Source organism: Lyngbya sp. CCY1209 (assembly GCF_055795065.1).
Genome location: NZ_JAYFER010000220.1, coordinates 1 through 23,724, shown reverse-complemented (window position 1 = coordinate 23,724; position 23,724 = coordinate 1). Strand labels below are relative to the sequence as shown.

22 protein-coding genes are annotated in these 23,724 nt (G+C 56.7%); 16 read left to right on the top strand and 6 right to left on the bottom strand.

The window, feature by feature from the left end; all coding sequences use genetic code 11:
• Nucleotides 1-44: 44 nt before the first annotated feature.
• Nucleotides 45-2,582 (bottom strand): mannose-1-phosphate guanyltransferase, encoded by a 2,538-nt coding sequence (locus tag AC0QHF_RS04775; protein WP_324703042.1) that lies wholly within the window; start codon nt 2,580-2,582, stop codon nt 45-47.
• 545 nt (nt 2,583-3,127) lie between these two features.
• Here AC0QHF_RS04775 and AC0QHF_RS04770 point away from each other — a divergent pair.
• The 9 genes from AC0QHF_RS04770 (at nt 3,128) to AC0QHF_RS04730 (ending at nt 10,066) form a co-directional block, all read left to right on the top strand.
• Nucleotides 3,128-3,469: a hypothetical protein gene (locus AC0QHF_RS04770; protein WP_324703041.1), complete on the top strand. Its 342-nt coding sequence runs from the start codon at nt 3,128-3,130 to the stop codon at nt 3,467-3,469.
• An 86-nt stretch (nt 3,470-3,555) separates the two neighbouring features.
• Nucleotides 3,556-4,581 (top strand): ABC transporter permease, encoded by a 1,026-nt coding sequence (locus AC0QHF_RS04765; protein WP_324703040.1) that lies wholly within the window; start codon nt 3,556-3,558, stop codon nt 4,579-4,581.
• A gap of 549 nt (nt 4,582-5,130) precedes the next feature.
• Entirely contained in the window at nt 5,131-5,649 is a 519-nt protein-coding gene (locus tag AC0QHF_RS04760; RefSeq protein WP_324703039.1) for a phycocyanin subunit beta, read from the top strand.
• Nucleotides 5,650-5,758: 109 nt separating this feature from the next.
• The gene (gene cpcA / locus AC0QHF_RS04755) at nt 5,759-6,247 is read left to right on the top strand and encodes a phycocyanin subunit alpha (protein WP_324703038.1); all 489 of its coding nucleotides are present in this window, start codon (nt 5,759-5,761) and stop codon (nt 6,245-6,247) included.
• Nucleotides 6,248-6,411: 164 nt separating this feature from the next.
• Nucleotides 6,412-7,230 carry a phycobilisome linker polypeptide gene (locus AC0QHF_RS04750; protein WP_324703037.1) on the top strand — a complete coding sequence of 273 codons (819 nt, stop codon included), beginning with the start codon at nt 6,412-6,414 and terminating at the stop codon, nt 7,228-7,230.
• A 115-nt stretch (nt 7,231-7,345) separates the two neighbouring features.
• Nucleotides 7,346-8,212 (top strand): phycobilisome linker polypeptide, encoded by an 867-nt coding sequence (locus AC0QHF_RS04745; RefSeq protein WP_324703036.1) that lies wholly within the window; start codon nt 7,346-7,348, stop codon nt 8,210-8,212.
• Nucleotides 8,213-8,321: 109 nt separating this feature from the next.
• Nucleotides 8,322-8,576, top strand: a complete 255-nt coding sequence (locus AC0QHF_RS04740) for a phycobilisome linker polypeptide (RefSeq protein ID WP_324703035.1) — start codon at nt 8,322-8,324, stop codon at nt 8,574-8,576.
• A gap of 24 nt (nt 8,577-8,600) precedes the next feature.
• Nucleotides 8,601-9,437, top strand: a complete 837-nt coding sequence (locus AC0QHF_RS04735) for a HEAT repeat domain-containing protein (RefSeq protein WP_324703034.1) — start codon at nt 8,601-8,603, stop codon at nt 9,435-9,437.
• Nucleotides 9,437-10,066 carry a HEAT repeat domain-containing protein gene (locus AC0QHF_RS04730; protein WP_324703033.1) on the top strand — a complete coding sequence of 210 codons (630 nt, stop codon included), beginning with the start codon at nt 9,437-9,439 and terminating at the stop codon, nt 10,064-10,066. Before AC0QHF_RS04735 ends, AC0QHF_RS04730 begins: the two co-directional genes overlap by 1 nt.
• A gap of 90 nt (nt 10,067-10,156) precedes the next feature.
• Here AC0QHF_RS04730 and AC0QHF_RS04725 read toward each other — a convergent pair whose 3' ends face one another.
• Nucleotides 10,157-10,525, bottom strand: a complete 369-nt coding sequence (locus tag AC0QHF_RS04725) for a Pepco domain-containing protein (protein WP_324703032.1) — start codon at nt 10,523-10,525, stop codon at nt 10,157-10,159.
• 471 nt (nt 10,526-10,996) lie between these two features.
• Here AC0QHF_RS04725 and AC0QHF_RS04720 point away from each other — a divergent pair, with 471 nt between their 5' ends.
• The gene (locus AC0QHF_RS04720) at nt 10,997-11,275 is read left to right on the top strand and encodes a hypothetical protein (protein WP_324703031.1); all 279 of its coding nucleotides are present in this window, start codon (nt 10,997-10,999) and stop codon (nt 11,273-11,275) included.
• Nucleotides 11,276-11,348: 73 nt separating this feature from the next.
• Here the strand turns inward: AC0QHF_RS04720 and AC0QHF_RS04715 are convergent, their stop codons facing one another.
• From AC0QHF_RS04715 to AC0QHF_RS04705, 3 genes are all read right to left on the bottom strand, one after another.
• Nucleotides 11,349-12,107, bottom strand: coding sequence for an ABC transporter ATP-binding protein (locus tag AC0QHF_RS04715; RefSeq protein ID WP_324703030.1), 759 nt, complete (start codon nt 12,105-12,107; stop codon nt 11,349-11,351).
• Nucleotides 12,108-12,228: 121 nt separating this feature from the next.
• Nucleotides 12,229-14,049, bottom strand: a complete 1,821-nt coding sequence (locus tag AC0QHF_RS04710; protein ID WP_324703029.1) for a response regulator — start codon at nt 14,047-14,049, stop codon at nt 12,229-12,231.
• Nucleotides 14,050-14,093: 44 nt separating this feature from the next.
• Nucleotides 14,094-15,050 carry an NAD-dependent epimerase/dehydratase family protein gene (locus tag AC0QHF_RS04705; protein ID WP_324703028.1) on the bottom strand — a complete coding sequence of 319 codons (957 nt, stop codon included), beginning with the start codon at nt 15,048-15,050 and terminating at the stop codon, nt 14,094-14,096.
• A 262-nt stretch (nt 15,051-15,312) separates the two neighbouring features.
• On the opposite strand from AC0QHF_RS04705, the gene AC0QHF_RS04700 reads away from it, so the two are divergent.
• Nucleotides 15,313-16,266, top strand: a complete 954-nt coding sequence (locus tag AC0QHF_RS04700) for an SDH family Clp fold serine proteinase (RefSeq protein ID WP_324703027.1) — start codon at nt 15,313-15,315, stop codon at nt 16,264-16,266.
• Nucleotides 16,267-16,279: 13 nt separating this feature from the next.
• Here the strand turns inward: AC0QHF_RS04700 and AC0QHF_RS04695 are convergent, their stop codons facing one another.
• Nucleotides 16,280-17,227, bottom strand: coding sequence for a glycosyltransferase family 2 protein (locus AC0QHF_RS04695; protein ID WP_324703026.1), 948 nt, complete (start codon nt 17,225-17,227; stop codon nt 16,280-16,282).
• A 283-nt stretch (nt 17,228-17,510) separates the two neighbouring features.
• On the opposite strand from AC0QHF_RS04695, the gene AC0QHF_RS04690 reads away from it, so the two are divergent.
• The 5 genes from AC0QHF_RS04690 to AC0QHF_RS04670 all read left to right on the top strand — a co-directional run bounded on the left by AC0QHF_RS04690 (nt 17,511) and on the right by AC0QHF_RS04670 (nt 23,243).
• Nucleotides 17,511-18,725, top strand: coding sequence for a glycosyltransferase family 4 protein (locus tag AC0QHF_RS04690; RefSeq protein ID WP_324703025.1), 1,215 nt, complete (start codon nt 17,511-17,513; stop codon nt 18,723-18,725).
• A gap of 159 nt (nt 18,726-18,884) precedes the next feature.
• Nucleotides 18,885-20,390 (top strand): hypothetical protein, encoded by a 1,506-nt coding sequence (locus AC0QHF_RS04685; protein ID WP_324703024.1) that lies wholly within the window; start codon nt 18,885-18,887, stop codon nt 20,388-20,390.
• Between the two features lie 13 nt (nt 20,391-20,403).
• Nucleotides 20,404-21,207, top strand: coding sequence for an ion transporter (locus AC0QHF_RS04680; protein WP_324703023.1), 804 nt, complete (start codon nt 20,404-20,406; stop codon nt 21,205-21,207).
• 121 nt (nt 21,208-21,328) lie between these two features.
• A complete protein-coding gene (gene trpB / locus AC0QHF_RS04675) occupies nt 21,329-22,579 on the top strand; it encodes a tryptophan synthase subunit beta (protein ID WP_324703022.1) in 1,251 nt (416 codons plus the stop codon).
• Nucleotides 22,580-22,715: 136 nt separating this feature from the next.
• Nucleotides 22,716-23,243, top strand: a complete 528-nt coding sequence (locus AC0QHF_RS04670; RefSeq protein WP_324703021.1) for a CAP domain-containing protein — start codon at nt 22,716-22,718, stop codon at nt 23,241-23,243.
• The last annotated feature ends 481 nt before the right edge of the window (nt 23,244-23,724 follow it).

Here is a 23,724-nt window from a genome sequence, read left to right as displayed (position 1 = left end):
GTTCCGGGGCGCTTTCGGGTCGGGCGACCGCCCCCCGGTCTATCTCAATACTCGTCGTCGCGGTTCACGCCCTGAGATTGGTTGACAAACTCTTGGACGAGATTTCGATATTCCCGCAAGGTGGCATCCACCCAATCTCGGTCGTCGCTGTTGGCGTAGATGTGAACCAGGGGTTCCCCCGCGTCCGGGAGAATCAAAACCCAGTTGTCATCTTGGTAGTTCACCAACTTGACCCCATCGATCAATTCTAAGTTTTCCGGGGCGTGAGTTTCCACCAGGTGCCGCATCAGGGATCCCTTGACCGTCCAAGGGCAGCGGACGGTGTAGCGGCGGTGAATCACCCGGGGCAGGTCGGCGCGAATTTGGCCGAGCGATCGCTCCTGGGTGGTGAGGATCTCGATAATTTTGGCGATCGAAAACATCCCGTCGAAGCCGGGATGCATCTGGGGGAAGATGAACCCCATATCCCCGCTGCCGCCCAAGACGACGTTGGAATTGGTCTGGCAGGCTTCCATCAGGGCCGTGGGGCTGGCTTTGGTGCGGATCACCCGGGCATCGTGGCGGCGGGCGATCTGCTCCACCGCGGCCGAGGCCTGCACCGGCACCACCACCGAACTTCTGGGGTAGGCCGTCAGCACCATCGTCACCATGATGGCGGTCAACTCTTCGCCCCGGATCGGGCTGCCGCTCTCATCTACCAGGATAAACTGTTCGCCGTTGGCGTAGACCTGGACGCCGAAATTCGCCCGCAGGGCCTCCACCACCCGGCCGAGCTGGTCGAGCAAATTTTCGCGATCGCCCGTCGAGAGGGCGGTTTGATTCAAACTGGCGTTGAGGACCACGGCGTCGCAGCCGAATTTTTCCAGCAGCCGGGGCAGGATCGCCCCGGCGACGGCGTAGACGTAATCGATCACCACCTTGGCATTGCTGTGGCGCAGAGCTTCGATGTCGAGCTGCTTTTGAAAGCTATTGTTGTAGGCGTCGAGGACTTGGACTTCGGCCGGGTAGGTCATGTTGCCAATTTCGGGAATTTGCGCCCGCCGCAGGTCTTCTTTAAAATAAGCCCCCTCGATCTTTTTCTCCTTGGCTTTGGTGATGTTGATGCCCTGGTCGTCGATAAATTCGATCAAAATTTGGTCGGCGCGGTCTGGGGAGAGGCGGACGTGGATGCCGCCGACGACGGGGAGGTTGGGGATGACGGTGCGGACGACGGGGATGGCGGTGTCTTCCAGGTTGAGGACGTTGACGCCGACGGACATGAGGCCGGAGATGAGCGATCGCGTCACCATGCGGGCGATGCGGCGCTGGTCCCGGGAGACGGCGACGGTGGCGCCGTGTTTGAGTGTCGATCCGTAGGCGGCGCCGAGTTTGACGGCAAATTCGGGGGTGATGTCGATGTTGGCCAGTCCCAGAACCCCCCGCTGGCCGAACAGGTTGCGCTTGGCGGTGTTGCCCCAAATTAAATTGATGTTGAGGGTGGCGCCGGACTCGATTTTTTTGCTCGGCCAGACCCGGACGCCGGGGCTGATTTGGGCCTCTTCCCCGACGGTGGACAGGGAACCGACCACGGCCCCCTCCAAGACGTGGGCGCGGCGATCGACCCGGGTCCCCCGGGAGATGACGCAGGCCCGCAGGTGGACGTCTTCCCCAATGATCGCGCCGTTCCAGACGATGGGGCGTTTGAGGTTGGCGTCGGCACCAATGGTGACGTTATCGCCGATGACGGTCCCGGCCTCGATGTGTGCCCGGGGTCCGATGCGACAGTTGCGGCCGATGAGCACGGGGGTTTCGACCCGGGCGTAGTCGTCGATGTAGGTGTTTTCCCCCACCCACAGCCCGGGCGATCGCTCTTCGTAGGCGAAATCCAGTTTGACTTTCCCCTTCAGGGCGTCGTACTGGGATTCCCGGTAGGCTTCCAGGTGGCCGACGTCGCACCAGTAACCCTCGGCGATGTAGCCGTACATGGGGATGTCTTTTTCCAGCAGCAGGGGGTAGAGGTCTTTGGAAAAGTCCGATTCGCGATCGGGGGGCAGGTACTCGAGCACCTCTGGCTCTAAAATATAAGTCCCGGTGTTAACGGTATCGGAGAAAATTTCGCTGGTGGAGGGTTTCTCCAAAAACCGTTTGATGCGCCGATTTTCGTCCGTAATCACCACCCCGAATTCCAGGGGGTTGGGGACGCGGGTTAAAACTAATGTCGCTTTGGATTGTTTGCGGCGGTGGAACTCGACGGCTTCGGTGAGGTCGAAGTCCGTGATGCTGTCGCCGCTGATCACCAGGAAGGTGCTCTCGAGGAGTTCGGCGATGTTTTTGACGCACCCGGCCGTCCCGAGGGGCTGATCTTCTTCGACGGCGTAGGTCATCTGGACGCCGAAATCGCTGCCGTCGTGGAAATATTCCCGCATCACGTCGGGTAAGTAGTGAAGGGTGGCGATGACTTCCGTGAAGTGGTGGCGCCGAAGTAGGTTGATGATGTGTTCGGCAATGGGGCGGTTGAGGATCGGCACCATCGGTTTGGGCAAATCACAGGTGAGTGGTCTGAGTCGGGTTCCTGAACCGCCAGCCATCAGCACTGCTCGCATATTTCCTCCTGGCTTGTTTGCGCTTGTATGAAATTTGGACGCTCTCGCTTACAAGGATACCCTGGGGGTGAGAGGGAATGGGGAAGAGGGAATGGGGAAGAGGGAATGGGGAAGAGGGAATCAAAATTTCCTTTTCATGAGGGTTTCAAGGTGGGCATCCTGAATGAAACTGTAAACAGACGATCGCGCACTGCTATACCTGAAAGCTGAAAACTGAAAGCTCATCTTACCCTCACCCGACACGCGGATGGGAGGAAATGTCTCCGGTGTCGTGGCGACTGCTGACTAAAAGGGGGGCATTTGGCGACGGGCGATCGCGGTCCGACTGCCCAATTTGAAAAAAAAAATGAAGGGCGATCGTCGCAGATACCGACGGCTTTTAAGATTGTTTTTATTTTCTGAGATTGGATATTCAATATCGTAAAATTTTATAAAAATTGACAAAAACTAAATAAAAATAGATCTATATTGTATGTAATTTTACCCTTTTCCTGGGAGTCAGTTGATATAACGAATTCAATTTCGACGCGCATTTGGAGGCGAGTATGAACTATAGCTTTAATTTGGTCGGCGTTTCTCCAATCCTGTCCTTTTTTTACCAGCAACAACAGCTTCAGGAGCGGCAGACTCGCGGCATCGAGTACGTGGGCAACCGCCAGTGTAAGTTGGACAGGTTTATCGAGTCGGTGGAGACGGCGGCTTCCAATCAGGGCTGGAATTGCGATCGCGCCGTGGATGCGGTGATCCAGTTCTGGATGAACAACTCGGAGAGCATCCAATATTGGAAGACGCGGTTGGAGGATGCGGGCCAGGAAAATTTGCTGGTGGCCCGGGTGGCCGATTTGCCCTCCCTGCGGACGACGTTTGAATCGCTGCTGGAGGAGTAGCCGTTCCCCGGTGCCTCGGAGCGTGATATAACGGTGCATACGGCGCTCGAAAGCGGGCGCGGTGGTTGTTTCTCAACTCAGATCGGATGTCTCGTTCTAAAGCGCTGCAATATTACGTCATCACCCGTCTGATGCTGGCACCCCTGATGTTGTGGACGATCGCATCGGTGGTGTTTTTGCTGTTGCGGGCGACGCCGGGGGATCCGGTGGATGCGATCCTCGGCCCCCGGGCGCCGGAGAGCGCCAAGGAGGCGCTGCGATCGCAGTTGGGGTTGGACGGTTCGCTGTTCCGACAATATATCAGTTACATGGGAGATCTGCTCCGCTTCGATTTGGGAACCTCCCTCACGACTCAGGGGCAGTCGGTGTGGCAGATCATCGGCGACCATTTTCCGGCCACGGTGGAGTTGGCGGTGTTCAGCATGGCGGTGGCGGTGGCGGTGGGGACGACCGTGGGGGCGATCGCGGCCTCCCGCCCCAATACGATTTGGGACACGGCGGGGCGGCTGTTCGGTATCGTCACCTATTCGGTGCCGGCGTTTTGGGCGGGGATGGTGTTGCAGTTGATCTTTGCGGTGCAGTTGGGTTGGTTTCCCCTCGGAACTCGGTTTCCGGTGGCGGACGCCCCCCCGCCGACGTTCACGGGACTTTACACGGTGGACAGCATCCTGAGCGGGAATTTGGGGGCGTTCTGGACGACACTTTATTATTTATGTCTCCCCTGTCTGACGCTGGGGATTTTGCTCAGTGGCATTTTCGAGCGGATCGTGCGGGTGAATTTGAGACAAACCCTGCAGGCGGACTATGTGGAAGCGGCCCGGGCGCGGGGGGTTCCGGAACTGCGGATTTTGCTGGCCCATGCTTTGAAAAATGCCATGATCCCGGCGATCACGGTGTTGGGACTGACGTTCGCGGCCCTGCTGGGGGGGGCGATTTTGACGGAGGTGACGTTTTCCTGGCCGGGGCTGGCGAATCGGTTATATGAGGCGATCCGGCTGCGGGATTACCCGACGGTGCAGGGGATCGTGGTGTTTTTTGCGACGGTGGTGGTGGTGGCGAGTTTGGCGATCGACATTTTGAACGCCTGTATCGACCCCCGCATCCGCTACTGAGCTCCGGCATCCGTCGTGACCGGCGACCCTGCCCTCCGATCGGGGGGGGTTTTTTTGTGGCGATCGCCGGATTTTGGCCCGCCACGGGCGAAATTTGCCCGGAAAAAGCGTTTGGCAATTCTGCTTAGTTATTAATACTTAGTAAAGTCGTGTTGCGGGTCGGGGGAATTTCAAAGCAAAGCGGATACGTTTCTTAATATTTTTTAACAAAACAAGTGCCGATAGCGTTGTATAACAAATATCTGAAGGGGAGAGAAGGAAAACAAATGTTAATTTATGAAGTTTGATTAACATTTGATTACAAAAAATTAAATCCCTCTCATAAACCGTGTACAATCTCTTAAGATTCCTAAAGTGTCGGATTGAGTTATCCAACCGACGGATATGACACCCGACTGCTGGGGGATCGGCAGGCTAATGTTCATACCATTGCCTGTGTTCTACCTCTGAGGGGTCTTGGGAGAGGACGCCGACGAAGCGATTTGAACCGTTCGTCGCGTGTCGAATCCAAACCGAACTTAAGCAAGTCAACAAGTAGGAGATAAGTCCATGTTTGATGCCTTCACCAAGGTAGTTTCTCAGGCCGACACCCGCGGCGAAATGCTCAGTGCCGCTCAAATCGACGCCCTGAACGCGATGGTTGCCGAAAGCAACAAGCGTTTGGATGCCGTCAACCGCATCACCGGCAACGCTTCCACCATTGTTGCTAACGCAGCTCGCTCTCTGTTCTCCGAGCAGCCCCAACTGATTGCTCCCGGCGGTAACGCTTACACCAGCCGTCGCATGGCTGCCTGCCTGCGTGACATGGAAATCATCCTGCGCTATGTCACCTACGCCATCTTCGCCGGCGATGCCAGCGTTCTGGAAGATCGTTGCCTGAACGGCCTGCGCGAAACCTACTTGGCTCTGGGCGTCCCCGGTGCCTCCGTCGCCACCGGCGTCGAAAAAATGAAGGAAGCCGCCCTGGGAATCGTCAACGATCCCGCCGGCATCACCCCCGGAGATTGCAGCGCCCTGGCGTCTGAAATCGCGGGCTACTTTGATCGCGCCGCTGCGGCTGTTGCCTAAGCTGGCGACCGAATCGCACATAACAATTCGCACCCTTGAAGTCATCATTTTTGTTGGCTTCCCTTATCTAACCAAACTTTTTGTAAACCACTAGGGAGATAACTGGAGAATGAAAACCCCCCTAACCGAAGCCGTTTCCATCGCCGATTCCCAAGGCCGTTTCCTGAGCAGCACCGAAATCCAAGTGGCTTTCGGCCGTTTTCGCCAAGCCAAAGCCGGTCTGGAAGCTGCCAAAGCCCTGACCACCAAAGCTGACAGCCTGATCAGCGGTGCGGCTCAAGCCGTTTACAACAAGTTCCCCTACACCACCCAAATGCAGGGACCGAACTACGCGGCGGACCAGCGCGGCAAGGACAAGTGCTCCCGTGACATCGGCTACTACCTGCGGATGGTGACTTACTGCCTGATCGCTGGCGGCACCGGCCCCATGGATGAGTACCTGATTGCCGGCATCGATGAAATCAACCGGACGTTCGAGCTGTCTCCGAGCTGGTACATCGAAGCCCTCAAGCACATCAAAGCCAACCACGGTCTGTCTGGCGACGCTGCGGTTGAAGCCAACTCCTACCTCGACTACGCGATCAACGCCCTGAGCTAGATCCGCTTTCCGGTGCCCGGAACGGTAAATAGCTGTTAGCAATTGGGTTAGCAGTTATTTAGCAGTCCGGGCATCTTTTGTTCGGTCGCTTTGAATACCGAACCGGATTAAAAACCGTTTTTTCGTCTCATTTTGAGAACTTTAAATATCGGGAGAAGATTCATATGGTTGGCTTAATTGAAGGCAGTCGCCTAGGAATCCGAGCCTTTGAAGAATCCGAACGGGTGGAATTGCGTTCCAACTTCACGGAATCTGACGTGCAGGCGGTCATTTTGGCGGCTTACCGGCAGGTGATGGGGAACGAGCACCTCATGCGGCGGGAGCGCCTGACGAGTGCGGAGTCGCTGTTGCGTCAGGGAGAAATTACCGTCCGGGATTTCGTGCGGGCGATCGCGCTATCAGAACTGTACCGGAAGAAGTTTTTCTACGGCAACAGCCAAACTCGGTTCATCGAACTGAACTACAAGCACCTGCTCGGCCGCGCACCGCTCGACGAGTCCGAGATCGCGTTCCACGTCGATCTTTACAACGATGAGGGCTTCGAGGCGGAAATCAGTTCCTACGTCGATTCCCCGGAATATTCCGAAAGCTTCGGCGACAGCGTGGTTCCCTACTACCGGGGATTTTCCACCACCGGCCGGGGCCAGAGAACCACCGGATTCAACCGGATGTTCCAACTGTATCGCGGTTATGCCAATAGCGATCGCGCCCAAAACCAGAAGCAAGCCCGCCTGACTTGGGACATCGCCCGCAATACGTCCTCGCCCATTGAGGCACCGGGGGGCAAACAGACCCTGACGGGGACCAACGGCGGCGATCGCGGACAACTTTACCGGGTGGTGGTGGTGCAAAAACCCACACGGTCGGGACCGCAAATGCGTCGGGCGACGGCGGAATACACCGTACCCTACGAGCAACTATCGGCACAGTTGCAGCGGGTCAACCGTATGGGCGGCCGGGTCATCAGCGTGACCCCTGCTTAGAACAGCAAGTTGTTAACTGTCAACCAGTCAACAATCATAGCAGAAATCCCGTCCGATCGGAAACATCCACGCCGCCAGCAATTCCCAAGTCAGTTGTCAACACAGGAGGATTTGAGTGGCCATCACACAAGAAGCGTCCCGGCTGGGGACCACAGCCTTCCAGGAGAGTTCCCGGGTGGAGCTGCGTCCCAACTGGACCCGAGAAAATGCCCAAGAAGTGATCCGCGCGGTTTACCGCCAGGTCTTGGGCAACGATTACCTGATGAAATCCGAGCGCCTGATCAGTGCGGAGTCGCTGCTGTGCGACGGCAGCATCACGGTCCGGGAGTTCGTTCGCTGCGTCGCGAAATCGGAACTTTACAAGAAAAAGTTCTTCTACCCCAACTTCCAGACCCGGGTCATCGAGCTCAACTACAAGCACTTGCTCGGCCGCGCCCCCTACGACGAGTCCGAGGTGATTTTCCACCTCGACCTGTACCAAAACAAGGGCTACGACGCCGACATCGATTCTTATATCGATTCTCCGGAATATCTGGAGAGCTTCGGCGAAAGTATTGTCCCCTACTACCGGGGCTTTGAAACCCAGCGGGGTCAAAAAACCGTCGGGTTCCCCCGGATGTTCCGCCTCTACCGGGGCTACGCCAACAGCGATCGCTCCCAGGCGGAAGGGCAGATGTCCCGTCTGGCCCAGGAACTCGGTGGCAACCGGGCTTCCACGGTCGTGGCGCCCTCCGGCGGTACGACCGGCTGGTCCTACAAGCCCTCCGGCCAGAGTGTCAACCCCAGCACGGGTTTCAGCCAGGGCGGCGTCCTGCAAGGGGGACGCACCTACCGGGTGGAAGTGGCCGGAATTGTCCAGCGTCGGTATCCCAAAGTCCGCCGCAGCAGCAAGGCTTTCATCGTTCCTTACGACCAGCTTTCGGAACAGCTCAAGCAAATTCAGCGCCAGGGCGGTAAGGTCGCCAGCATCACGCCCATCTAACCGGGTCTAACTCGGTTGATTTTTAGATGTTAGATTGTTTGCGATCTAACATCTAAAATTGAGGATTGAAACGGAAAACACTGATCGTTTTGGGAGATTAATAAGCACAATGTTGGGTTACATCAGTGCCGGAAAAATGGGCAGCAGCCCCTCGGGTGCACGCTTCTTCCGATATGAAGTGGTGGGAATGCGCCAGAATAACGAAACTGAAAAGACGGAGTATCCGATTCGATCCAGCGCCAGTCAATTTTTGATCGTCCCTTACAATCGGATGAATCAAGAAATGCAGCGGATTACCCGCATGGGTGGTAAAATTGTCAGCATCGAGCCGATGACTACCAACCCGGAGTCGGAAGGCGAATAGTTTAGACCACCGATTGCAATCTCCATGCAGGATTCCGAACCGAAAACCCCGACCGGAAATGCTCCGGCCGGGGGCGAAGCTTGGACACTCGAACAGGCGATCGCGGCCCTCAACGATGCCGAACCCAACCGCCGCTACTACGCTGCCTGGTGGCTGGGGCGATTTCGCGTGGACGACCCCCGGGCGATCGCGGCCCTGATCGATGCCCTCGACGACGAGTCTGACCGCACCGAAGATGGGGGCTACCCCCTGCGGCGGAACGCGGCCCGCGCCCTGGGAAAATTGGGCGACCGCCGCGCCGTCGAACCCCTGATTAAAAGCTTGGATTGTTCCGATTTCTACGTCCGGGAGGCGGCAGCCCAGGCGTTGGAGGCCCTGGGCGATGGCGGTTGCGTCCCCGCTTTGCAGAAATTGCTGGCCGGCGGCATGGAAGATACGGAAGCGATTCCGGGAAAACCTCACCTGCTCGAACCCTACGACGCGGTCATCGAGGCGATCGGGATGTTGGGGGCGACGGAGGCGATTCCGGATATCGAACCCTTCACCCATCACCCCTTCCCACGGATCCAATATGCAGCCAGGCGGGCGATGTACCAACTAACGGGGGAGGCGGTTTATGGCGATCGCCTGATCGAAGCGTTGCGGGGAGATGACCTGCCACTGCGGCGCTGCGCCCTGATGGATTTGGGGGCGATCGGATATTTGCGAGCCGCCGAACCCATCGCCGCCACCCTGGCCGAAAATAGCCTCAAGTTGATCGCCCTGCAAGGACTTCTCGAACACCACCTCCGCCAAACGGACGAAACCTCCCTCTCCGAGGAGGCCGTTCACTTGATGGACTTGATGGATTCTTTGCTCTGATGAAAACGACCCAGGAATTAATTTTAGCCGTCGAAGAGGCCGACTCCGCTCCCAAATTGGTCCGGGCCGTGGCGGAACTCGCCGCCACCGAGTCCGTGGAAGCCATCCCCACCCTGATTCGCGTCCTCGGTTTCAACAACCCCGGGGCGGCGGTGGCGGCGGTGGACGGGTTGATGGCGGTGGGTGAACCCGCCGTCGTCCCCCTGCTGGAAAAGCTGGATGGCTACAATTACGGGGCCCGGGCCTGGGCGGTGCGGGCGCTGTCGGGGATCGGCGACCCCCGGGGACTGGATGTTTTGCTGGAGGCGGCGGCCAGGGATTTCGCCCTCAGCGTGCGACGGGCGGCGGCCCGGGGGTTGGGTGCGATCCGCTGGGAAGATTTGCCCCCGGAGGCGATCGCGCCTGCGAAGGTGAGGACGCTGAAAACCCTGCTGTCGGTGTCGGAAGACCCGGAATGGATCGTCCGCTATGCGGCGGTTGTCGGCTTGGAGGGGTTGGCGACTTCGGAGGCGGAAAAACCGGATTGGTTCCAATCGGTTTGGGAACGGTTGGACGGGATGAGCGATCGAGATGAGACGTTGGCTGTATCTGCCCGGGCGAGGTGGGCGAAACAGAAGTTAGCCGCCTAATTGTTGGGACGTTGATTTTTTAGTCATGCGTATAGCCATGTTACCCCCACGGACTTATTATAGGCGATCGCACTGTCCCCTGTCAACCCCCTATTTTTTGGGGGAATTTTGATTGCGTTTGAAGGTCAATTTTACCGCGCCGCGATCGCGATCGTCTCCGCACAAACTGACTTTGCCTTCGCCATCAATCGTGATAAATAACTCCACTTGATCGAGTTGCAGGGGCGACTTTTGAGCATTTCCCGAAGCCTGCTGCATTTGAAACGCCTGCTGTTCTGCCTGCACAAAAACATCGCCAATTACCAATAAAAATTGGCTCATATTTTGCTGCATGGTTTGGGCGGAAACGGCGGTTTTCCGAGTCCGTTTTTCTGGGGGATCGTCTGCGGCGGTCGGAGTGGGGGGGGAATCTTGGGTGATCATCCAGATGCTATTCGGAATTTGGATAATTTCTGACATGGGATAATAGCGGCGAATCGATTCCGGATTCAGTGGGCCGGAGTCATTATATCAGATCCGGGTTTTGACCGGACAGACTCCTGGGCGATCGGGTGTCGGGTGCGGGTAGGGGTGGAGGGAAAAGGGTAAAACGCTTTACAAATCGTTTTAAGATCGCCCGTTATCCGGGATTTTACGGATGGAGATTAAAGGGATTTCCCCGATCGCCACAGCCGTCCCAGATCGACGCGAGTCAAAAGCCAAAACGTCCGTCCGGCGGTCGATTTCCTTCTGACATCCATCCAGATCGACCCGGGATTTTTCGTTGTTTTGGCTCTCGATTGGAGCGAGATGGGGCGCGGGGAATCCGGCCAGCGATCGGGGCGGGGGAGAGTTTCCCGCACCGACTTTCTTTGACACTCCAAATTTTCCGAGAGATAATGGAGATAGTCAAGTTAACCCCCCTTTTATTAATTGGGCAAAAGGTGAATCATGTGGAAGTTTGTCATCACGGCTTTAGTGACCCTGGAATTCGTTCTGCTGAGTTCATTCCTTTCCCCGGCCGAGGCGATCGTTAACGATACGGAAAACTATATTTGGGATTACGCATCCGTGGGAAGCAGCGAAGTGGTCTGCAAGCGGGTGGTCTTCCATCCCGAAGCGCGGAAGCTGGCCCCGGGCGAACTTCCCGCCCTCCCCGCCAAGCTGCGGTCTGAGATCGTCGATCGCAACTATTGTAATGGAACTCCACCCCTAACGAGAAGGGGCTAACCTCCCGGTTCCGGCCAGGAATGACTGCAAAAACGGCACCCGATCGCGCACAGAGGTCGGGTGCTATCATTTTTCACAAAACCGCGCTGTGCAGGTCTTCGGGAGCGAGGTGGGAGTGGATTACCTGACCGTCCTTAAACCAGGCGATGCGGCGGGTTTGGCGGGCGACATCGGGTTCGTGAGTGACCATCACCACCGTCATGCCGCTGTCGTTGAGTTCGGTGAAGATATCCATCACTTCCTGGGTGGTTTTGGAGTCCAGGGCGCCGGTGGGTTCGTCGGCGAGGAGGAGGACGGGGCGGTTGACGATCGCTCTGGCGATAGCGACACGCTGCTGCTGCCCCCCGGAGAGCTGGTTGGGCTTGTTGTGGAGGCGATTTTCCAACCCCACCCGTCTGAGGGCTTCTGTGGCGCGATCGCGGCGTTCTGAGCCGGCAATTCCGGCATAGAGCATCGGTAACATGACATTATCGAGGGCACTCATTTGGGAGAGTAGGTGGAATTGCTGAAACACGAAGCCGATCTTCAAATTGCGAATTTTCGCCAGATCCGCTTCGGACATTTTCGCTACATTTACGCCGTCGAGGTAATAGGAACCGGAACTGGGGCGGTCCAGACAGCCGATGATGTTCATGGCGGTAGATTTTCCGGAACCCGAGGCCCCCATAATGGAGCAGTATTCCCCCGGCTCCACGGTCAGGCTGACCCCGTTGAGGGCGCGAACCTCGACGTCACCCATCCCGTAAACCTTCGTAACGGCTTCCAGATGGACGATCGCCCGCTGCGATCGCGGTTGGGGTTGATTGGGGGCGAGAGATGGAACAGTTGTCATGGCGGTCGAAATAATTGAGATTTCCAATATCTACTTACATCTTAACGACCGACCATTCGGGCGAGCCGGGAAACCGGGAGTCCGGAACAATTATTAATTGTTAATTGTTAATTATTAATAGTTAATTATTTCCCCGGCTCAACCGGTGGATGATGCGGCCGGTCAATTCGGCTTCTTCGACATCTTTGGCGATATAGTCGTCGGCGCCGGCGGCGAAGGCGCCGTTGATGGAATCGAGCTCGCGATGGGCGGAAAGGAACAAAATCGGGAGGCCGTGCCATCGAAAATCCTGGCGCACGACCCGACACAAATCGGAACCGCTGTATCCCGGCATTTCCAAATCGAGTATCAGCAAATCCGGTTGGCAGCGGTTGAGGGTTTCCCAGAATTTTTGTGGCACGTCGAGGGCGATGACATCGATATTGTGGGGTCGGAGCAAGCCAGACAGGCGGGTGGCGGTGAGGGGGTCGTCGTCCACGACCAAAACTCTGCCGCGGGAAGAATGGAGATTTTGGGACAAAACCGCGCCGATCGCCTCTAAAATTTGACGGGCGGACAGGGGTTTGTGGAGAAAGGTACATCCCCCCAGGCGGGTGGCTTCCACCCGTTCCGTGAGGCTATCTCGGGAGGTCAACACCAAGACGGAAATGGGGGGTTTGCGATCGCAGAGTTCCCGCAGCAGGGTCATGCCGTCTTCGCCGGGAGCGGCGATGCCGAGATCGAGTAAAATCACATCGGGGGACAGTTCGGCGATGGTCTGGTGGGCGACGTTTAAATCGGGGGCGACCTCCACCCGCCACCCCGACACGGTGCCTTCGGCTTGCAACTGTTCGGCCAAAACGCGATCGCGGTCTACGATCAAAATAACGGGCGACCGTCCATCGGCGGGGGAGGGGCGGTGGGGATCTCGGTCCAACTCCCGGTGTAACTGTTCGATCCAGTGTCTCACCTGTCGCCACCGGCCGGGGTCCGCCAGATCTTCCGACTGGAGCCAGTTTTCCAAATTTCGCGCCCGATCCGAACCCGCCGGACGGTCGAACAATCCCAAAGATCCGGCGAGTTTGTGGGCCAGCAGTTCGGCTTGCCGGCGGATTTGCGGGCGCTCGGGTGAGGCGATGAGAGCCTCGATCAGGTGTTCGAGTTCCGCGGCTTGTCGGAGGAAGCGATCGCGATATTGCCGCCAAATTTTGTCCGTGATGGCTTTGGCTTTCTGTTCGTTATTTTGCGGGGGTTCGGGTTCGGAAACTGGCGCTTCTGTTTGGATGTCATAACTTGGCGGTTGCAGGCGATATCCCAGGCCGTGGACTGTTTCGACGGGGTTGTTGGCTCCCGCCGCCTTGAGTTTCTGCCGCAGACATTTGATGTGGGTGGAAACCGTCCACTCGCCGGGGGCCTCGGCGAAATCCCAGAGGCGATCGAGGAGGGCCCGCTTGCTAAAAATTTGTCGGGGATTGAGGAGAAACAGCTCCAGCAGACAGTATTCTTTGGGCGTCAGGTGCAAGACTTCACCGTTGCAAATCATTTTGCTCCCGGCGAGGTCGCAGGTGAGATTTTCCCAATGCAAAATCGATGTGGTCGCCGGCGTATTTCGTCGCAACAATGCCCGGATGCGGGCCATCAGTTCGGGGGGGTCGAAGGGTTTGACGACGTAATCATCGGCACCGGCATCCAACCCCAAGACGCGATCGCTGCTGCTATCTTTGGCGGTGAGTAATAAAATCGGGCATTGACACCCCCGCGATCGCAACGTCCGACAGAGGCTGATGCCGTCGAGTTTGGGCAGGATGATATCGAGCAAGATCAGGTCGTAGTCGAACGCCTCGGCCAATTCCAGTCCCCCCCGTCCGTCGGTCGCGACGTTGACGGTGTAGTGGTGTTCCTTGAGGATTTCGGCCAAAGCGGAACCGGTGGGTAAATCGTCCTCAACCACGAGAATTTTCATAATAACGGTTGAGTGAAGGAGATGCACTTCATATTGTTACACTCTCACGGCGATCGCGGCGCGAATTCCGCCCAAATATCGGTCAGGGTGGGAAACCGCGTCTTCTCCCCGAAGCTGGCGGGACTGACTGGGTTTTCGTAGGTGAAATGGCGGTAGTTCAAACAGAAGCGATCCCAGGGCGCCATTTGCACCCGAAAGACGGCGATGAAAAAGTTTGCCAGCCATGGGGAGAGGGGGATCGAGAAATAGATTGATTTACCATAGTAGGCGCAGGTTTGGGCGATCGCACCATTTAACGTCAGCGGTTGATTTCCCAACACCAGCCACTCCGGTTGCCGGGATGGCGGCGGATTCTTGACTAAATAACCCACAACTTTGGCGATATCGGCCGCATGGATGAAGTGAAAGCTGGCGTCGGCTTTAAAGAAGCGGATCAGATCGACCCACTTCGCCACCTCCGGCAACCCCGAGGAGAGGTGGGAATAGGGTTTGTCGGCGTCTCCCCCCAAAACCAACGTCGGAAACAGGACTCGCAGGGGGGGCAACTCGGATTGTCGTGCGGCAATTTCCTGCAAACAATCGTACTTGGAACGGATGTAATCGGTGCCGATTTCTCGGGCTTCCGGCAACAATTGATTGTGGCGGTCGAGGACGCTGGCGGTCGAGAAATAAATCACCTGTTCGCACCGGGTGCGATCGAGGGATTCTAGCAACCGGTGGATGCCGTCCACATTCACCTGAAAAACTTCCGGCTTCCCGCCCCAGGAAGTCGCCGCCAGAATGGCGATATCGACGGTTTTCAACAGATCCGCAAATTGACCGATATCCCGCAAATCGGCTTCCAAAATATGGATGCCCGGGCGAATTTTTTCGTCGAATCCGAATTTTTCCCGGTTCCGCACCAAAAAATAAAGTTCGTCGTCGGTATTTTTAATCAGCGTCTCGGCGATATAGTGACCGACGCAGCCGCTTCCTCCCGTGACAAAAATGCGCTTGGTCATTCTCGAACCTTCCCCCCACTCCCAAATCTGAGTTATATATACCAGGCAAAAGGCACTCATGCAAAAGGCGAGGGTCAATTTCTGCCCCCCACTCCCGAGAACTGGGGAGCGACAAAAAAGCACCGCCCTTGAAGCGAGAGCGGTGGATAGGGGGTGTTATGGGTGTTATCTGTGAATATAAGAATACCAGGTCAAACGGGACATCCGATCGCAGGGTTGTGATGGTTTCCAAATTGGCACGGACCGGCCCCGGTTCCCCGGGATGTCCCCGGCGATTTCCTCGGGGGGCGATCGCAACACCGTCTCAGGAGTTAGAATCGGGAACATCGAGCGTCCGGTCATTATGGATTTCAGCTTCAGTTTTTTTGACCTATTCTGGATCTTCATTCTGATCGCCTCCTTCCAACCGATCCTCCAAAAGCGGGGCATCGAAGCGCGGCGGGTGCAGGCGATCCGGGATTTCGAGCAAAAGCGCCAAACGCGGACAATTTTATTGATTCACCGCCAGGAATCGATTAGTTTATTCGGAATTCCCCTCTCCCGTTACATCAGCATCGAGGATTCCGAACAGGTGTTGCGGGCGATTCGCCTCACGCCGCCGGATGTCCCCATCGATTTGATCCTGCACACCCCCGGCGGGTTGGTGCTGGCCACCGAACAGATCGCCCGGGCCCTGATCCGCCACCAGGCGAAGGTGACGGTATTCATCCCCCACTACGCCATGAGTGGCGGGACGATGCTGGCGTTGGCGTCGGACGAAATCGTGATGGACGAGAACGCGGTTTTGGGGCCGGTGGACCCGCAACTGGGGAATTTTCCGGCCGCCAGCATTTTGAAGGTGATCGAGGAGAAACCCATCGGGGATATCGACGATCAGACTTTAATTTTGGCCGATATTTCCCGGAAGGCGATCGCCCAGGTGCAGCGGTTCGTCCGGGATTTATTGGAAGATAATATTCCCCAACAGAAGATCGAACCGGAACGCATCGAGGGGGTAATAGATGCCCTGACCACGGGCCGCATCACCCACGACTGTCCGATTTCCGTCGAGGACGCCCGGGAATTGGGGTTGCCGGTGACGGTGGGACTGCCGAAATCGATCTATTATCTGATGGATTTGTATCCCCAACCCCAGGGAAAACGGCCGACGGTGCAGTATATTCCCCTGCCCTACAGTCGCCCGAATTCGGAGGGGAATAATTCCGGACCAAACTGAAGGGTTCCCCGGTTCAAGTTTTGGCGTTCCGCAGCAGATTGAAGGCTCGTTTGCGGAGAAAACCGGGCAGCAGGGAGAGGGCGAGCCCCGTCCAGGCTTTGGGGAAGGAGGCCGATTGTCCGGTGACGATGTACACCCGCCCGGTTTCGACATCTCCGGTTTCTACCAGCAGCAGTCCCAGCGCCAATCGGGCTTGGGCGAGGCGCGATCGCCGGATATTTTCCAGGTTTTCGGAGTCGAATTGGAAGTTTTCCAAGTAGGTGATTTTGTCGCGCAAATAGGGGAGGGCGCGATCGAGGCCCTGCTGTCCGGCGTGGACGCGGTATTCCATCAATTTTTCGGGGAGATAATAGCCCCGCTTTCCGGCCAGGGCGAGACGCACCAACAGGTCATTATCTTCGCAGTTTTGAATGTCGGGGCGCATATATCCCACATCAAGGAGGGACTGACGGCGGAAGAGGGTGCAGCCGATTTGAAAACTTTGCTTGACGAAGGTGACTTCGAGGAGGTTTTCGACGACGCCTTCGGGGAGGTGGGTCCTCCCCCAATTGCGGGAGTTGGTTTCGGTGGCGGCGCGATCGCGATTATTTTCAATATCGATGATCCAGTGGTCGGTTCCCACGAAATCGACGTCGGGATTTCGGTCTAAAATGGTGGCGGTTTTTTCCAGGAATTCTGGGGTGAGGCGATCGTCGTCGTCGAATTTGATGAAGTAGTCCCCCGTGGCGGCTTCAAACCCCGATCGCATATTGTTGCTTTTGCCGATATTTTGTTGGTGGCGGACGTAGCGGATGCGGGGGTCGTCGTAGCGGGACATCCTCTCCACGGTGCCATCGGTCGATCCGTCGTCGCAGACGATCAACTCGAAGTCCTGGTGTGTCTGTTCGAGGACGCTGGCGATCGCGATCGGCAATAGGTCGATGCGGTTGTAGGTGGGGATGCAAACGCTAATTTTGGTCATGGATTCTGGGTCGGGGTTTCTTGTCGTGACGAGGCCGAAAACTCTCGTCGATCAACTGGACAAAGAGTCCGGAAAATCGGGCGCGATCGCTCTCCTATTTTACCACAAGTTGCCCGATCTGCTTTCTAATTTGATCAGCAACCCATCGAGGGCAGACGACATCATTTGCCAACGTGTAAATCCCCCGATCTGATGGAATTCCCACCCCTAAGCTCGACCGGATTTTGATTGACGTTTATGAAGTTTTTAGTCACAATCTTTTCAAGAATTAATTGTAGGTACTATGAAAATTTTAATGATTTCTTCCACATTTCCCTATCCCCCCACGAAAGGCGGGACACAGGTGCGGACATTTAACCTGCTCAAATATCTCAGTCAACGGCACCCGATCACGGTTGTAACACAGCGCACCCCCGATGTCACGGATGAGGAGGTTGAAGGGCTGCGGCAGTGCGTCGATCGCCTGCAGGTGTTTCCGCGCCCCCAGCCCGACGGGGCGACCGGGGGGGCGATCGGAAAAGTCGGACGGTTCGGTAAATTTTTGTTGCAAGGAACCCCGCCCGGAGTCCTGTCCGCCTACTCTCGGGCCCTGCAAAGCTGGATCGACGAAGCCGTCGGCGACGGCACCTGCGAGGCCATCACCTGCGAACACAGCGTCAACGAGATCTACGTCCGGCCCGAGTGGAAACAACGCTTCAAAACCGTCGTCAACGTCCACAGTTCCGTTTACGGGACCTGCAAGCAGCAGCTCGAAACCGGCACCGCCGAGAAACCCCTGCGCGATCGCATCAACCTGCCCCTCCTGTACCGCTACGAGCGACAATATTGCTCCAAATTCGATCGCATCGTCGCCACCACCCCGGAAGATAGCGTCCAACTGCAGGAATTCAACCCCGACGCCCGCATCGAAGTCATCCCCAACGGCGTGGACTTCGGGGAGTTCCCCTGCCGAACCGCCGATCCGGGGGGACACCACCTCACCTTTATCGGGGCGATGGACAATATCGCCAATATCGACGCGGCTCGCTTTTTGACCCTGGAGGTGTTGCCCGAGATCCAACGGCGCTATCCTGATAGCAGTTTATCCTTGGTAGGGGCCCGGCCCGTGCCGGAAGTTTCGGAACTCGCCGATCGCCCGGGGGTGAACGTGACCGGGCGTGTCCCTTCAATGGCAGAATATTTACATCAAGCTACCGTGTGTGTGATACCGATGCGAACGGGATTTGGGATCAAAAATAAAACCCTAGAGGCGATGGCCGCCGGGGTGCCGGTGGTGGCCAGCGATCGCGGGTTGGAGGGGTTAGCCGTCGATGGCGAAGGTGTCCCCCTGCGGGCGCTGCGGGCCAACCGGGTGGACGAGTACGTTGCGGCGATCACGCGATTGTTTGAAGATGCCGAGCTGAGGGGACAACTGGCCGAAAACGGGCGATCGCTGGTCGAAACTGAATATACTTGGGAACGGGCGGGCCGGCGCTACGAACAAATCCTGATCGGCTGAAGGGTTGTCAGAAGTTTGGCCAAACGCCAATCTTGAAGTTTACGATAGCGCGCAATAGGCGGAGAACTGACCGACACTATGGACGAACACTTTCGGGAACCCAATCAAAAACCAGACCCTTTCCCCTCCCGAGGCGCGACTCCTCGCAAATTGCCGTGGGTGCGTTCCGCGAGAAAGAGCCGGCGACCGACCCCCTCCCCCCTGTCCCTGCTGGTGAAAAAGTGGATCGCGGACGGGGTGGCATTTACCCTGTTGTTTGGCGGTTCGGCGTTGCTGGGGGTGAGCGCTTGGTTCAGCTACAAACTGATCCTGAATCCGGACGTGGGGATCTGGTTGAACCAATTTCTCCCGGAATCCACCCAAATTGCCCTGCCGCGCACCGATGCGATCCGCACCCTCGACGAAATCCGAGAGGACTTGAAAGCGGAAAAGCAATTTTTTGCCGAACCCCTGCCCCTGCCGAGCCGCGATCGCGATCGGGAGATGGGCGATGGCTTTTTTGAAGACAATCCCTACCTCAAACCCCTGCAGCCGCTGCTCCTCCCCTCCGAGTCCCTCGTCCAACGCCCTGGCGACATCCTGATCCCGGTGATGCAAACCCGGGAATCGACCCACGCCCACCCCTGCCCCACGGGTTGCAAGGAAATCGTGGAGTTGCGGGTCTACAAATCCGTGCAGATGCCCTACCAACGGCTGGGAACCCCCCAATATTACCGCCTCGTCTACCAACTGCCCGTGCAAGGTCCGGCCGAATCCTTCGTGATCGCGTCGCTGATCGGCACCCGGGCTAACCAGCAGGGCGCCAACAAACCCGTCCCCCTCACCAAAATCAGCCAATTCACCGGCAAGATGCCGCCATCGGGGATCTGGTTCAACCTCAACGGCACCCGGACGGTGGGCGATCGCGAGGTTCCCTACGGCCAAATCGTCCACTACAATCCCGAACACTACCACCTCAGTTCCATGCTGGACTGGAAAAGCGAAGCCGGACAGCAACCCCTGTGGGAGGACGTGACGGGGGGGAGCGAGCCGGAACTGCTGATCGAACGGACCATCGGTTTGGAACCCCATTTCAGCATCTACGAACTCAAACCCCGGCAGTTCGTCCCCAACCCCGTCCAGTTGGCCAGCATCCCCCTGGATGAAGAAGTGGTCGATCACTACAACTACCGAAAAGCCCTCCGACTCGCCCGCAGCGGCCTGTGGTCCCCGGCTTTGAATCTGATCGAACCCCTGCAAAAAAATGTCGGGAAAGGGGGCAACTACCCCAAAAAATGGCCCGCGATCGCCCAGGCCCAACTGGATTTGATCCGGTTCCACGCCCAAATCACCGACGCCCAGGCCACCGCCGCCTGGGCCAGCCCCAGCCAAAAAGTCCTCGCCGGGTTGATCGACGGACGCTGGAGCGAGGCCTTGAATGAGGTCAAAACCGACCGCCTCAACCAAACCGAATTGGTGACGCTGTTACAAGCCGACGGCGGGCGTCTGAAAACTCGCATCCAAGCGGCCCTCCAGGAAAACCCCGAGGAACCGGATTTGCAGGCCTGGGGTGCGTTAATTGTGGCGGCTCAACAGGGGCGTCAGGAGGCGATCGCTTGGCTGGAAACGGAATCCCGAGCCTCCCAGGACAACAAAACTCGGATTCGCGAACTGTTGGACAATTAACAATTAATAATTGATGAGTGCTGAGTTTCATAGCCGATCATTTTCGTCTGTCCGAGAGAAGGTCGGATTTTATATCGAAGATATCGAGACACCGGTTGGGCGGAGTATCAGCCTGACCATTACTTGGCTGATCCTGATCTCCTCCGCCATCTTTGTGGTGCAAACGTACCCCATTTCCGACGAGTTGCGATCGGCGTTGGAAATTTTGGATTCGGCGATTTTGATCGGTTTCGCGATCGAATATGTCGTCCGGTTTTGGTCGGCTAAGAATCGCGCCAAATTTTTCTTCAGCATTTTTTCGTTCGTCGATTTGATCGCCATCCTGCCCGTATTTCTCGGTTTTTTAAACCTCAGTTATATCCGAATTTTCAGATGGTTTAGAATTCTGCGCCTCGTCCGTTTTATTAACTTCAAAATATCCATTGTCAAAATTCGTAACGAAGACAGCATCATCCTCGCCCGTATTATCATCACCCTGCTGACAATTATTTTCGTCTTTTCCGGGTTGATTTACCAGGTCGAACACCCCGTCAATCCCAAAATATTTAGAACCTTTCTCGACGCCCTCTATTTCTCCATCGTCACCATGACCACCGTGGGTTTCGGGGATGTCACCCCCCTCTCGGAAATGGGGCGATTTCTGACCATTCTGATGATTTTGACCGGCATCGCCCTCATCCCCTGGCAGGTGGGGGACTTGATTAAACACCTGGTCAAAACTTCCAATCAGGTGGAAACGACCTGTCCCGGGTGCGGTTGGGCCAGCCACGATCGCGACGCCCGGTTTTGCAAGCACTGCGGCACAGCTTTAGATTAATTGATAATTGATAATTGATAATTAATAATTTTTTCGGTGCGCGTCGTTATAATAACCAAGACGGGCGATCCGCGCGGCGCACCGATCGCTCTTGATGTTACCTCGCGAATCCACGACTAGAATGACTGCAACTCCCCTACAATCCAACTCCCCGGCCGGCCAGAACCCCGCCCTCGACCCCACTCTCGGGCGGTTCGGGCAATTTGGGGGAAAATATGTTCCCGAAACCCTGATGCCCGCCCTGGCGGAACTGGAGGCGGCATTTAAACATTATGTCGGCGATCGCGACTTCCAGGCCGAACTGCAAGACCTGCTGCGGGATTACGTCGGACGCCCGAGTCCCCTCTATTTTGCCGAACGATTGAGCGATCGCTACGCCCGACCCGACGGCACCGGCCCCAAAATTTACCTGAAACGGGAAGATCTCAACCACACCGGCGCCCACAAAATCAACAACGCCCTCGCCCAGGCCCTCCTCGCCCGCAAAATGGGCAAACAGCGGATCATCGCCGAAACGGGAGCCGGCCAGCACGGCGTCGCCACCGCCACGGTATGCGCCCGCTACGGCCTCGAATGCGTCATCTACATGGGCGTCCAGGACATGGAACGCCAAGCCCTGAACGTCTTCCGGATGCGCCTGCTGGGGGCGACGGTGCAGCCCGTGGAGGCGGGAACCGGCACCCTCAAGGACGCCACCTCGGAAGCCATCCGCGACTGGGTGACGAACGTGGAAACCACCCACTACATCCTCGGTTCCGTCGCCGGACCCCACCCCTACCCGATGATGGTGCGGGACTTCCACGGTGTCATCGGCCAGGAAACCCGCGCCCAGTGCATCGAAAAATGGGGCGGTTTGCCGGATATCCTCATCGCCTGCGTCGGCGGCGGTTCCAACGCGATGGGGCTGTTTCACGAGTTCGTCAACGAGCCCTCGGTGCGCTTGATTGGCGTGGAGGCGGCGGGTTCGGGAATTGAATCCGGGAAACACGCGGCGACCCTGACCCACGGGCGGGTTGGTGTCCTGCACGGGGCGATGAGTTATTTACTACAAGATGAGGACGGCCAAATTGTTGAGGCCCACTCTATTAGTGCCGGGTTGGATTACCCCGGCGTCGGACCCGAACACAGTTATTTGAAAGATCTCGGACGGGCGGAATATTACAGCGTCACGGACCAAGAAGCGGTGGATGCGTTTCAGCGTTTGTCGCAGTTGGAGGGGATTATTCCGGCCTTGGAAACCTCCCACGCGATCGCCTATTTGGAAACGCTGTGCCCCCAACTCGAAGGCAGTCCCAACATCGTCCTCAACTGTTCCGGACGGGGTGACAAAGACGTGCAGACCGTGGCTAAATTTCTGGATTCCGAAATTTAGGATTTGCCGGGGGAAGTCTACTGTCGGTGGGTGAGAATACGGGAATTGTAGGGGCGAATGGCATTCGCCCTCTCTGAAATTTCGCAATTCCCCCGCTTCTCGCAAACTGAATATTCCCAATTTTGTCAAATCAAGAATGAAACAGAAATTAATCGCGATCGCCCTATTATCATTGGGAGCGATCGCTGGCTGTGATGTAACGGGAGAGGTCAATTTTATGGCAAATTCCGACAATTCCCCGATCCCGACAATGGCGGCAACCGCCGCGCCGGATATTTCGGCTTTGGAACAAACGGTTCACGCACAAGTCAACGAGTACCGCCAATCTCAAGGATTACCCCCCTTGAAACTCGACTCCCGCATCAGCCAGGAGGCGCGTCGCCACTCCCAGAATATGGCATCGGGACAGGTTCCGTTCAGCCACGAGGGGTCAAAACAACGATATCAGGCGATCGGACAACAGATCTCCTATCGCCAAATCGCGGAAAATGTGGCGTACAATTCCGGCTACGCCAATCCGGGAAAACAGGCGGTGGAGGGGTGGATCGACAGTCCAGGCCACGAGGAGAATATGACGGGGGATTACGACCTGACCGGGATCGGAATTGCCAGAAACGACAAGGGAGAGTATTATTTTACCCAGATTTTTGTCCGTCCCCGGTAATTTTGAACCACTCCAGGCACAGAGGGCACAGAGAGGGGATTTGGGGGTGAAATGAAACCGGTTTTCTGTGAGAGTTCCTATTTCTCAACCTGAAGAGTTCCCCCCAGAATTGGGGGGCTAGGGGGGCGAGTGAAAAGAAACCGGGTTTCTAGTTGTCGGTGAAATTGAACCAGAGTGAAACTCAAGACTAGACTATCAATGTTAGGTTTTGTGCCTCAACCCAACCCACGGCTATTTTATAGCGCTGCTAGAGGGGAATAGGCAACAGGCAATAGGCAATAGGGAACTGAAATGACCTTGAAATTGAGGTTTCAAGGTTTCTAGCCCGATTTAAACTGTTAATACACGATCGCGATACTTGCGATAATAATTCTATCATATTCCGGAGCGGTTTTCCACTCTTCAAAGCCCCCCTTCTTAAGGGTTCGGCCGTTTAAAGCCCCCCTTCTTAAGGGTTCGGCCGTTTAAAGCCCCCCTTCTT